Consider the following 11,388-nt stretch of genomic DNA (forward strand, 5'->3'; position numbering starts at 1 on the left):
AGCGCCGGCCAGATGACGGCGTGGAAGCGCAGGATGTCCTTGCCTACCACGTGGTAGGCGGGCCAGCGGCGAGCGAAGTTCTCGTCATCGCTGCCGTAACCGATGCCGGTGGCGTAGTTCAGCAGCGCATCGACCCACACGTAGATGACGTGCGACTCGTCCCAGGGCAGCGGAATGCCCCAGTCGAAGGTCGAGCGCGAGATCGAGAGATCCTTCAAACCCTGGCTGACGAACGAGACGACCTCGTTGCGCGCCGAGTCGGGGCGGACGAAATCAGGCTCGGTCTTGTACAGCTCCAGCAGGCGGTCCTGGAACTCGCTCAGCTTGAAGAAGTAGTTCTTCTCCTGCAGCAGCTCCAGCGGCTTCGAGTGGATGGCGCAGACCTTCAGGCCCTCGAACGGCCCGGTACCCTCGACGATCTCGCTATCGGGCTTGAACTCCTCACAACCCACGCAGTACAGCGCCTCATACTCGCCGGCGTAGATGTACCCCGAGTCGTACAGTCGCTGGAAGAACACCTGAACGTTCTTCTCGTGGCGCTCCTGCGTCGTGCGGATGAAGTCGTCGTTCGCGACGTCGAGCGTCTCGAGAAGCGGGAACCAGCTCTCGGAGACGAGCTTGTCGACCCACTCCTGCGGGGTGACGCCGTTCGCGGCGGCCGCCCGCAGCATCTTCTGGCCGTGCTCGTCGGTGCCCGTCAGCATCCAGGTGTCGTCCCCGGACTGACGGTGCCAGCGGGCGAGCGTGTCGACCGCCACCGACGTGTACCCGTGGCCGATGTGCGGCACATCGGAGGGGTAGTAGATGGGCGTGGTGATGTAGAAGGAATCGCCTGCGGGCATGGTGTCAATTCTAGGCAGGAAAGCCGGGACGGTTACGCTGTGCGACCGCCGAGCCTGCCCAGCTGCACACGGGTCGTGGCTCCCGTCTTGCCGTAGAGCGCTCCGACATGCGTCTTCACCGTGGTGATGCCGACGTGCAGCCGATCGGCGATCTGCTGGTTCGTCAGTCCCTCGGCGAGCAGCGCCAGCACTTCTCTCTCGCGCGGAGTGAGGTCGAGGCCCTCTCCCGGGGCCTTCCCCAGCCGTTCGGGGAGACGATTCACCTGTGCGATCAGCGCCCCCGCTATCGCCGGATCGATGACGTGCCGCTCCGCGGCCACATGACGAACGGATTGGATCAGCTCGACGCCGCGGGTCGTCTTGAGCAGATAGCCGTGAGCACCGGCGGCGAGCGCCGCGGCGATCAGGTCGTCGGAGTCGAAGGTGGTCAGCACGAGCACGCGCGTGCGGGTCTGGCCCGTGATGCGCTCCGTCGCCCAGATGCCATCCGTCCCCGGCATCCGCAGGTCGACGAGGGCGACATCGGGTTCCTCGCTCACGCAGAGGGCGACCCCCTCGAAGCCGTTCTCCGCCTCACCGATGATCTCGATGCCCTCATCCGTTCCGAGGATTGCCGCGACCCCACGACGAACCGCCTCGTGGTCGTCGATGAGGACGACGCGGATCGGATCAGACATGCGCGTCCTCCCGAATCAGCGTCATGCGTGCACGCCAACGGCTCTCATCGATGGGTTCGGAAGCCAGCGTCGCCTGGATGCTGTCGAGCAGCAGCGCCGCCCCGGGGATGCCGATTCCCGAGCCGAGCACCGAATCTCGTGCCGCGATCGAGTTCTCGATCTCCACGATCACCTCATCCATCTCCGTCGTCGTACGCAGCACGATATCTCCCCGACCGTGTTTGACGGCGTTCGTGAGCAGCTCCTGGACGGCGCGCATCGCAATGCCCGCCGATCGGGGCAGGGCTTCCAGAGCCGCATCGAGATCCGCGCCCTCCGGGATGAGCGCGCGTCCCGTCGGCACCCGAGCGGCGAGATCGCCCAGGGCGGGCTGTGCGGTCTCCTCCGCCAGGTCATCGACCGTCGTGAGCACGGCGATGAGGCGACGCAGCTGCCGATGCGCCTCGTCCGTCCCCGCGGCGGCGCGAGCAAGACCCGCTTCCACGTCGTCGCCGATGTCGAGCAACCGGGTCGCCTCGATGTTGAGGCCGGCCACCGCGATCTGATTGGCGACGAGGTCGTGCAGATCGTGCGCGATCCTCTGCCGCAGCAGACGCGTGGCCCGCCGGTGCTCGGAGTCCATCTCCGCGCGCGTGCGCTGCCGTTCGCTGCGTACGTTCCACCCCCAGAGGGCGCCGATCAGGACGATCAGCGCCCACTGCAGAGAAATCGTGACGACCCGCACGGAGACTCCGGGCAGGACGATGAGTACGACGGCCGTGATCGCGATGACGGCGGCGATCACGGCGAGCAGCAGCCGCACGCTCCGGTCGCTGCTGTACCGGAACGCGCAGTACACGAAGTCGGCGAACAGGAGCACGACTCCGATGCTGCTTCCCAGCAGAAGATCCGCAGCGGCCAACGGCGCGGCGAGCGCCACCACCAGAACCGGGCGCGACGATCGCAGCAGCGCCAGCGCCGACATCAGCAACAGCAGCACGAGGAAGCCGCTCTCCGCGCTCCACAGCCCGGTGGCCGGAATCGCCAGTCCCGTCGCCCACATCCCGTACCCGCCGAATTGCAGCAGCACGAAGCCAATCACCAGGTAGACGGCCGCGAGGATCGCATCCCGTGTGCGGGGGCGCGCGTTCACCTGGGCGATGAGCGAGGTGAGGTGCGACCGCAGCATGTGCTCATCCTGCCCGAGGACGGAGCATCCGTCCTCCTCCGAACGGAGGAGACGACTCCGACCGGCGGGAGGATCCGCGTGCGGCGCCCACGCGCGAGCGTGGGATGCATGAACATCGTCGTCGCCATCCTCATCTGCGAGATCGGCTTCTGGGTCGTCCTCTTCGGCGGGCTCGCCGCCCGATACCTGCTGCGGCTCAAGCGCCTGTCGACGGTCCTGCTCGTGTGCGTACCGCTGCTCGACATCGCCCTGCTGGCTCTGATCACGTGGGATCTCACGATCGCCGGTTCGACGGCCGACTTCACGCACGGGCTCGGCGCGGTCTATCTCGGCTTCACCGTGGCGTTCGGCCATCGCATCATCCACCGCGTCGACGGATGGTTCGCGCACCGCTTCGCCGACGGTCCCGCGCCGGAGGTTCTTCCTGCGCGCGGACGCGCGCGCATCGTTCACGAGTGGAGGGACTGGGGACGCATGGTGCTGTGCGCCGTGATCGCGACCATCGTTCTCGGCGGCATTACGTGGATCGTGGGCGATTCCGCGCGAACGGAAGAGCTGCTCAGCTGGATCGCACGCGTGTGGCTGGTGACGGTGATCTGGCTCGTCGGCTGGCCGATCTGGGTCACCGTGGCATCGGCGCTGCAGCCTTCACGGCGATCACCGAGCCATGGGCGCGGGAGCTGAGCTCGCCCGCGACGCGCTCGCGCCGTTCGCTGCGGACGACCTCGGCACCGGCATCCGCCAGCAGTTGCGAAAGCGATTCGGCGCTCCAGAAGTATGCGGGGGCGACGGCGTGCGCGAAGGACTCGTGAGGCGGACCGTCGAAATAGCCGATCAGGATGCTGCCGCCGGGGCGCAGAACGCGGATCAGCTCGTCGACCATCTCCGTTAATTCCTCCGGCCGCGCATGGATCAGGGAGTACCAGGCCAGAACGCCGCCGAACTCGTCGTCCGCATACGGCATCTCACGGATCGTTCCCACTTCGAAACGGATGCTCGGATGCCGCTCCTGCGCGGAGGCGACGAACTCGGCGGACAGATCGATGCCGCAAGCCTCGTGATGACCATCGTTCAGAAACGCCGTCCAGTGCCCCGGGCCGGATCCGGCATCCAACAGCCGCCCCTCGGTCGCGTCGCGCCATTCGCCGATCAGGGCGCGATCCGCGGCGTCCATCTGCGCGATGTCGCCGAGGACCTCGATGTATTCCGCGGCGCGGGTGTCGTATGCGGAGGCAACAGCGAAATCGGTCATTTCTGACGCGCGGCGAGGGCCTGCTGGTAGAGGTCGCGCGAGCTGAGTCCGGTCGCGGCCGCCACCTCGGCGCACGCCTCCTTCAGCCGCATGCCGCCTGAGACGAGCGCCTGCACCTGGGCACCGGCGTCCTCTGCCGACACGGCGCGGGCCGGGGCACCCGAGACAACCACGACAATCTCGCCCTTGACGCCGTTCTCGGCCCAGGCGACGAGTTCGGAGGCCGTGCCGCGGCGCACCTCCTCATAGAGCTTCGTGAGCTCACGGCAGACGGCGATGCGGCGGTCATCGCCGAAAGCCGCTCCCATATCGGCGAGGGCGGATGCTATGCGGGCGGGCGACTCGAAGAACACCATCGTGCGGGGTTCTGCGGCGAGCGCGTTCAGCGTCGAGCGGCGTTCGGAGGGTTTGCGCGGCAGGAACCCTTCGAAGGTGAAGCGGTCGGTGGGCATCCCCGAGATGGCGAGAGCCATGAGCACGGCGCTCGGCCCGGGGATCGCGGTGACCGTGACGCCGGCCTCGACCGCTGCGGCGACCACGCCGTATCCGGGATCGCTGACCGCCGGCATCCCTGCGTCGCTGACGACGATGACGTCCTGCTCTGCGGCGAGCGCGACGAGCTCTGCGGCCTTGTGCTTCTCGTTGTGGTCGTGCAACGCGACCAGGCGCGGACGGTTCTCGATCTGAAGCGCCTTCAGCAGGTGCGCGGTGGTGCGGGTGTCTTCCGCAGCGACGACCTCGGCGTTCTCGAGCACCTCGATGAGGCGGCGAGACGCATCGCCGAGGTTTCCGATCGGGGTGGCGGCGAGGATGATCACCTGTTCAGCTTAGGCGGCTCGAACGGCGATCGATCTAGGCTGGAGCCGTGACCGCGCCCGAGCCCCTGCTGCCGCCGCCTGCGGAATCGTTGACCCGCTGGGAGCGGCTGCGCGATCGCGTGCTCGGCGACGTCGAGTGGAACCGCACGCTCCGCTGGCTCGCGCCTCTCGTCATCACGGCACTCGCCGCCGTGCTGCGGTTGGCGAACCTCGCCCATCCGCGGGTACTCGCCTTCGATGAGACCTATTACGCGAAGGACGCCTGGGCGCTCTGGGCGCTCGGATACGAGGGAGCTTGGGCCGACGGCGCCGATCTCGCCTTCATCACCGGCGACATGAGCGCTCTCAGCGACACCGGCAGCTATGTCGTGCATCCGCCGCTGGGCAAATGGATCATCGCGCTCGGCATGGGACTCTTCGGTGCGGGAAACAGCGCCGCCTGGCGTCTGCCGGTCGCTCTCCTCGGCACCGCGACCGTGCTGCTCGTCTACCTCGTCACCCGTGTCATGACCCGTTCGATCACCGCTGCATCGATCGCCGGGCTCCTGCTCGCCATCGATGGGCTGAGCATCGTCATGAGCCGGATCGGGCTGCTCGACGGCATCCTCACCTTCTTCGTGCTGCTCGGATTCCTGCTCGTCCTGCTGGATCAACGGCGCAGCATCCCGCTCGTCGAGAGCATGCTCCGCGACACGCAGGAGCCGCTGTGGGGTCCGGTGATCGTCCGGCGCCCCTGGCTGATCGCCGCAGGCGTCGCCCTCGGCGCGGCCAGCGCCGTGAAATGGTCGGGCCTGTATGTGCTCGCAGGCTTCGGCCTGTACGTCGTCATAACAGATGCTCTCGCCCGGCGCCGTGCCGGCGTCGCCTACTGGCCCATGGATGCTGTCGCCCGACAGGGCGTGGTCTCCTTCCTGCTGATGGTCCCCGCCGCGGCGCTCACCTATCTCGTGACGTGGAGCGGCTGGCTCGTCACGGCAGGCGGCTACGACCGCCAGTCCGATGCGAACCCGCTGGTCGCCCTGTGGATGTATCACCGGTCGATGTACGGCTTCCACGTCGGGCTGAGCACAGGGCACCCCTATGCGAGCGCGGCCTGGCAGTGGCCCCTGCTGCTGCGTCCGACCGCCGTGTGGACCGGGGATGACGGCTCCTGCGGCACCGACCACTGCATCTCGGTGATCTCCACGATCCCGAACCCGCTGATCTGGTACGCCGGTGTCGCGGCCGCCCTCTACCTGCTCTACCGGATCGTGCGCTCTCTCATCGAGCGTCGGCCGGTGCCGCCGCTCTTCGTCCTCCCGCTGCTGGGGCTCGCGGTGACCTATGTGCCGTGGCTGTTCTACCCGACGCGCACGATCTTCCAGTTCTACACGGTCGTGATGATGCCGTTCCTCGTGCTCGCCCTGGTCCTCGCCCTGCGGGAGATGGCCGGCAGACGCTCGGCCCCGTTGCATCGCCGGCAGGTCGGGCAGCGCGCCGTGGCGATCTTCCTCATCGCCGCCGTGCTCATCTCGGCGTTCTTCTACCCGGTGTGGACGGGCATGAACGTGCCGTACCAGTTCTGGCTCGCCCACAACTGGTTGCCGGGGTGGATCTGACCCGCTCCCGTGTTGCGCGTAGCGGAGCTTGTTGCAGGTGGCGGAGCTTTTCGCAGCATACGTCCGCTGTGCGCAACATCGTCCGCGAGGCGCAACGCAGTGCCTCTACCCCGAGGGGATGACCATCGAGATCCGCCCCGTGCCACGCGGCCACGATTGCCCGCTCAGCGCTCGGCGATGACCTCAGCGGGATCCGACACCGGCAGGCGGCACACGAAACCGCGGCAGTCGAACACCGCGTCGCCCGACGACGACCGCCCCGCGAACAGCTCGAATCCGGCTTCCGCGAACGCCTGCGCCTGCGCAGGTGTGACGATCGCGATGATGTCGGCGTCGACAGTGCGTGCGGCACGGGCGAGCGCCCCGCGCGGATCGGTCACGACGGCGACCAGCTGGCGCGGCGCCTGGGCGAGGCCCGCCGCGACGGCGAGGAGCGATCCGTGGCCGAACGGATGCCGCAGTGCGGATGCCCCGTGCCGTCGCACGTGTTCCTCCGCGACCTCCCGATACCGCTCCCCCGCACCGAGCCACCAGGCTGTCAGCGATACCCGGGCGATGGCCGCGGCATTCGAGGGCAGGTCGCCGTCGGTTTGATCCGGCGCTGCGACGACTCCATGCGCGGCGAGCACCGGATCCTCGGCAGCCCCCTCCTCGACCAGATCGTCGAGCAGGCCCCGCGCGGTCGCCGCCCATGAGGACTCCCCCGTCGCGAGGGCCACCGCGAACAGCCCATCGGCGAACAGCGCGATATCAGCCGCGGTCGCGACGGCATCGGATGCCGCACCATCCAGCGACGAGCGCACCAACACTCCATCGCGGCGATTCACGCGCAGCACGTAATCGGCGGCAGACGCCGCGGCATCCGTCCACTCGTGACTGTCGAGAGCGACCCCGGCGCGAGCGAGCGCGCCGATCGCGAGCCCGTTCCACCCCGTGATCACCTTGCCGTCGACGGCGGGCGGTTCGAGACCGTCGCGCGAGTCGGCCAGGTAGTAGCCGCCCTCGACGCGCTGCCCCTCGACGACCGATTCCGAATCCTGTGCGGCGTGGAACCCGCCGCCGTCACGACGCAACGTCGTCAACAGGAAGCCGGCGACACCCCGCGCCACCACGGGCGACCCCGCCCGCAGCGCCACATTGAGGAGTTGCGCGTTGTCGGTTAGCATGCGCTCATAGTGCGGCACGGTCCAGTCGCGCATCGTCGCATAACGGAAGAATCCGCCATCGCGATCGCGCAACGCGGATGCCGCCATCGCCGTCAGCGCACGCTCGGCGGCACCCGCCGCCTCCGGCGCCCGGGCACGGATCACCGGATGCTGGAGGAAATCGAGCGTCGTCGCCACGGGGAACTTCGGCGCACCGCCGAACCCGCCGTACAGGGCATCCTCGCGCTCGACGATCTTCTCCGCCGCTGCGACGAGATCCGCCTCCGACGGCAGGTCAGAGGTCGAGACGGCCCCCGCCTGCACGAGGGCCGTGGCGACGGCATCCGCCTGCTCCACCGCCATCTCGCGTCGCTGGGCCCACGCATCCTGCACCGCCGCGAGCACGTCACCGAACCCGGGCATCCCTCCTCGCGCCACCGGCGGCCAGTACGTCCCGGCGTGGAAGGTGCGCCCGGTCGGCGTCGCGAAGACCGTCAGCGGCCAGCCGAGATTCTGCGTGAACGCGGATGCCGCGGCCATGTACGCGCCGTCAACGGACGGATGCTCCTCACGGTCGACCTTCACCGCCACGAAGTTCTCATTGATGAGCGCGGCGGTCTCGGGCGAGGCGAACGATTCCCGGGCCATGACGTGGCACCAGTGGCAGGTGGAGTATCCGATCGAGATGAGCAGCGGCACATCACGGCGCTGCGCCTCGGCGAAGGCCTCCGGTCCCCACGGATACCAGTCGACCGGGTTATCGGCATGCGCGCGCAGATAGGGGCTGAGGGTCTCGGCGAGGCGGTTGCTCATGCCCTCACGCTACGCGGGCGCTGGTGTACGTGCCCGGATCAGATGAGGACGTTGTTCGTCGCGGCATAGCTCATGAGCGGCAAGGCGCGGTCCGCGGCGAGCGCGATCCGGGCCTCGAGCACCTCGGAGGTGATCGTGTACCCGTCGAAGTCGGTGTTGCTCGCGTAGACGCCCAGCGGCAGCGTCAGCGCCTGGAAGAAGGAGAACAGAGGACGCAGCTGGTGCTCGATCATCAGCGCGTGGCGCTCACCCCCGCCGGTCGCCGCCAGCAGGACGGGTTTTCCGACGAGTTCGTACTGCCCGACGAAGTCGAACAGGTGTTTGAAGAGCCCGGTGAAGGACGCCCGGTAGACGGGACTTCCGACGATCAGCAGATCGGCCTGCTCGATCGCCACGAGCTGCTCCTCGACGTGCACCGGCAGAGCGTCGCGGGTCAGCGCACCGGCGAGCGATGGCCCGACCTCGGTGAGCTCGATGAGCTGCACCTCCGCGTCGACACGATCGGCGATGGCCGTGGCGATAGCACGCAGCAGAGCGGTCGTCTTGCTGGGTTCGTGCAGCGAACCGGAGACGGCGACGATGCGGAAGGGAGCGGTCATGCCATAGACGCTAGCGACGAGAACGCCCCGTGTCGCCTATTGCGACACGGGGCGTCATCGAATGAAACGCCGCGTCTCAGTTGAGGTCGTTCGGGTGCGTGCCGACACGGCCCGACCCGTCGAGCGGGTCGAGGGCGTCGATCGCGGCGACCTCGGCGTCGGTGAGCGAGACGCCGAACACGTCGAAGTTCTCGATCATGCGCTCCTTGCGCACCGACTTCGGGAAGACGATGTTGCCCTTGTGCAGGTGCCAGGCGATGACGATCTGCGCGGGCGTCTTGCCGTGCGCGGCGGCCGCTTCGGCGACGGCGGGCGTGCCGAACAGGTCGTACTTGCCCTGGCCGAGCGGGCCCCAGGACTCGATGCGGACCCCGTGATCCGCAGCCCACGCGACGACGTCGCGCTGCTGGTAGGCGGGGTGCAGCTCGATCTGGTTCACGGACGGCGTGACGCCGGTCTCGGCGACGACGCGCTCCAGGTGCGGCACGAGGAAGTTCGAGACGCCGATGCTGCGGGTCAGTCCCTGCTCGCGCAGCTCGATGAGCTTCGAGAACGCGTGCACGTAGTTGTCCTTGGCGGGGGTCGGCCAGTGCACGAGGTAGAGGTCTACCTGTTCGATGGCCAGCTTCTCGAGGCTCTCGGCGATCGCCGCGTTCGGCTCGTCGCCGTCGTGGCGGTCGTTCCACAGCTTCGTGGTGATGAACAGTTCGTCGCGCGGGATGCCGCTCTTGGCGATCGCGGCGCCGACGCCGGCCTCGTTGCCGTAGATCGCGGCGGTGTCGATGTGGCGGTGCCCGATCTCGAGCGCTTCGGTCACGGCGCGTTCGGCGTCTTCGGAGGGAACGAGGAATACCCCGTACCCGAGCTGGGGAATGGAGACACCGTCATTGAGAGTCACTGTGGGAATGGTCATGCATTCACCCTAGATCCTGTGATGACAGGTTCGTGATCGAGAGTCATCCAACACGACCCGCCATCGTGTCGGCGCACCACCCGACGAGACGCTCCAGCGGCCCGCGGCGCAGGAAGATCGCCCACAGCGTGGCGAGCACGAGCAGGGCGAGTGCCGAGATGCCCCAGACCGCGTTGCTGTGGAGACTGCCCGAGGGACCGGCGAAGACGAAGAACGACATCACATGCAGGCTGTATGCCGTCAGAGGCATCGATCCGAGTGCGGCGACGGGCAGGAGCACCCAGCGCAGCGGACGGCTCAGCAGCAGGCACAGGCCGATGACGATGAGCGCGAATCCGCCGGAGCCGAGGACCTCTGCGGTGCCTCCGGAGTGCGCATCGGCGGTGACGAGCGCGGACAGCATCGCGCCTCCGAGATCGTTCTCGGCCAGCATCCCGGGATAGTTGCCCCACCCGTCGATGAAGAAGCCATCATCAAAGGCCTCGTCGATGGATGCTCCGTCCTCGAAGTATTGGTGGTCGCCGGCCGGGTAGCAGGAGATGTAGCCGTCACCGTAGTCGTCGCACACGAGACCCTCGAGGTCCATGTCCTCCGCGGGCACGCCCATCGGGAAGTCCGAGTCGTCGATCCAGGAGCTGCTGGAGGAGGAGGGCGAGTCGTCTTCATAGGCATCACCGAGGGATGCTGCGGCGAGCGCCGCGGTGCCGTAGCCGATCACCGCGAGGACGACGCCGATGATGAGGATACGGATGGCGGAGCACAGGCGCTCGGGGTTGGTCCGGCCGACAGCCATGCCGCCGAGCACGAGGGCGAGCCAGACGGTGATCGGGTAGGTGCCGAAGAGAACAAGGTCCAGGCCCGGTCCCATCGGGTACAGCAGGAGAGTCTGCACGAGCGCTAGCAGGGGCGGCGCGACGACCGCGAGCGCGCCGGAGGCGAGGAGCAGCCGGCGCACCGACCAGCCGAGGAACGGGATCACGGCGATGTAGAGCAGCCCGTAGACGGTGAGGATCACTGCGATGGGGGTGTTCAGCAGCTCCAGGCACAGGCCGATGAGGAAGATGGCGGCGCCCCGTCCGAGCAGGCGCAGTCGTATCTGCGGCATTTGCTCGGGTGCGGGCGGGACCGAGCGGCCGGTCATGAGCGCGATGGAGACGCCGGCGAGGACGGCGAACAGGATCGATGAGCGGCCGTGCACGAGGCCGCCCCACGTGCTGACGTCGAAGGGCACGACGCCGCCGGCCTCGCCGACGTGCGCGCCGATCATGCCGAGGATCGCGAGGGCACGGGCGACATCGAGCCCCATGATGCGCGGAGGCCGGCCGAACGTCGCCCACCAGTTCTTCCACGGACGGACGGGGGTCGGCGCCGATTCGGCGACAGGGGTGCTGCTCACCCGTCAATCATAGGGATCAGCATCCGTCGCCGACGCGTCGTACGATGAAGGGCTATGTCTTCTCCCGTCATCTCCTATCCCCCGGAGCTGCCCGTCAGCGCGGCCCGGGACGAGATCGCCGCCGCCATCCGCGACAACCAGGTCGTCATCGTCGCCGGCGCCACGGG

General features: G+C 68.1%; 11 protein-coding genes. 2 read left to right on the forward strand and 9 right to left on the reverse strand.

From position 1 onward, the window contains the following. The 3 genes from Q0Z66_RS10820 to Q0Z66_RS10830 all read right to left on the reverse strand — a co-directional run. Nucleotides 1-842 (reverse strand): methionine--tRNA ligase (locus Q0Z66_RS10820; protein ID WP_298040991.1); only part of this gene is annotated, 842 nt, incomplete at its 3' end. Nucleotides 843-874: 32 nt separating this feature from the next. Next, nucleotides 875-1,519, reverse strand: a complete 645-nt coding sequence (locus Q0Z66_RS10825) for a response regulator transcription factor (protein ID WP_298040993.1) — start codon at nucleotides 1,517-1,519, stop codon at nucleotides 875-877. Next, nucleotides 1,512-2,687, reverse strand: coding sequence for a histidine kinase (locus tag Q0Z66_RS10830; RefSeq protein ID WP_298040995.1), 1,176 nt, complete (start codon nucleotides 2,685-2,687; stop codon nucleotides 1,512-1,514). The genes Q0Z66_RS10825 and Q0Z66_RS10830 overlap by 8 nt, the downstream gene beginning before the upstream one ends. A gap of 108 nt (nucleotides 2,688-2,795) precedes the next feature. On the opposite strand from Q0Z66_RS10830, the gene Q0Z66_RS10835 reads away from it, so the two are divergent. Beyond that, on the forward strand, nucleotides 2,796-3,371 hold the full coding sequence (locus Q0Z66_RS10835; protein ID WP_298040997.1) for a hypothetical protein: 576 nt from the start codon (nucleotides 2,796-2,798) through the stop codon (nucleotides 3,369-3,371). On the opposite strand, the gene Q0Z66_RS10840 is transcribed toward Q0Z66_RS10835, so the two are convergent. Both Q0Z66_RS10840 and rsmI read right to left on the reverse strand, forming a co-directional pair. Further along, entirely contained in the window at nucleotides 3,310-3,939 is a 630-nt protein-coding gene (locus tag Q0Z66_RS10840) for a class I SAM-dependent methyltransferase (RefSeq protein ID WP_298040999.1), read from the reverse strand. The genes Q0Z66_RS10835 and Q0Z66_RS10840 overlap by 62 nt on opposite strands. Continuing rightward, entirely contained in the window at nucleotides 3,936-4,757 is an 822-nt protein-coding gene (rsmI, locus tag Q0Z66_RS10845; protein ID WP_298041001.1) for a 16S rRNA (cytidine(1402)-2'-O)-methyltransferase, read from the reverse strand. The genes Q0Z66_RS10840 and rsmI overlap by 4 nt, the downstream gene beginning before the upstream one ends. A gap of 47 nt (nucleotides 4,758-4,804) precedes the next feature. Here rsmI and Q0Z66_RS10850 point away from each other — a divergent pair, with 47 nt between their 5' ends. Next, nucleotides 4,805-6,355, forward strand: a complete 1,551-nt coding sequence (locus Q0Z66_RS10850; protein ID WP_298041003.1) for a phospholipid carrier-dependent glycosyltransferase — start codon at nucleotides 4,805-4,807, stop codon at nucleotides 6,353-6,355. A gap of 164 nt (nucleotides 6,356-6,519) precedes the next feature. Here Q0Z66_RS10850 and Q0Z66_RS10855 read toward each other — a convergent pair whose 3' ends face one another. The 4 genes from Q0Z66_RS10855 to Q0Z66_RS10870 form a co-directional block, all read right to left on the reverse strand. Beyond that, nucleotides 6,520-8,313, reverse strand: a complete 1,794-nt coding sequence (locus Q0Z66_RS10855; protein ID WP_298041006.1) for a DUF255 domain-containing protein — start codon at nucleotides 8,311-8,313, stop codon at nucleotides 6,520-6,522. Between the two features lie 38 nt (nucleotides 8,314-8,351). Further along, nucleotides 8,352-8,912, reverse strand: a complete 561-nt coding sequence (msuE, locus tag Q0Z66_RS10860) for an FMN reductase (RefSeq protein ID WP_298041009.1) — start codon at nucleotides 8,910-8,912, stop codon at nucleotides 8,352-8,354. A 76-nt stretch (nucleotides 8,913-8,988) separates the two neighbouring features. Then, on the reverse strand, nucleotides 8,989-9,825 hold the full coding sequence (locus tag Q0Z66_RS10865) for an aldo/keto reductase (protein ID WP_298041011.1): 837 nt from the start codon (nucleotides 9,823-9,825) through the stop codon (nucleotides 8,989-8,991). 43 nt (nucleotides 9,826-9,868) lie between these two features. Beyond that, nucleotides 9,869-11,221 carry a heparan-alpha-glucosaminide N-acetyltransferase domain-containing protein gene (locus tag Q0Z66_RS10870; protein WP_298041012.1) on the reverse strand — a complete coding sequence of 451 codons (1,353 nt, stop codon included), beginning with the start codon at nucleotides 11,219-11,221 and terminating at the stop codon, nucleotides 9,869-9,871. Nucleotides 11,222-11,388: the final 167 nt, after the last annotated feature.

Source organism: uncultured Microbacterium sp. (assembly GCF_947632095.1).
Lineage (GTDB): Bacteria > Actinomycetota > Actinomycetes > Actinomycetales > Microbacteriaceae > Microbacterium.

Coding starts and splice junctions, on each gene's coding strand:
- Q0Z66_RS10825 (WP_298040993.1), bottom strand. CDS start 1,519: ATGTCTGATCCGATCCGCGTCGTCCTCATCGACGACCACGAGGCGGTT.
- Q0Z66_RS10830 (WP_298040995.1), bottom strand. CDS start 2,687: ATGCTGCGGTCGCACCTCACCTCGCTCATCGCCCAGGTGAACGCGCGC.
- Q0Z66_RS10835 (WP_298040997.1), top strand. CDS start 2,796: ATGAACATCGTCGTCGCCATCCTCATCTGCGAGATCGGCTTCTGGGTC.
- Q0Z66_RS10840 (WP_298040999.1), bottom strand. CDS start 3,939: ATGACCGATTTCGCTGTTGCCTCCGCATACGACACCCGCGCCGCGGAA.
- Q0Z66_RS10855 (WP_298041006.1), bottom strand. CDS start 8,313: ATGAGCAACCGCCTCGCCGAGACCCTCAGCCCCTATCTGCGCGCGCAT.
- msuE (WP_298041009.1), bottom strand. CDS start 8,912: ATGACCGCTCCCTTCCGCATCGTCGCCGTCTCCGGTTCGCTGCACGAA.
- Q0Z66_RS10865 (WP_298041011.1), bottom strand. CDS start 9,825: ATGACCATTCCCACAGTGACTCTCAATGACGGTGTCTCCATTCCCCAG.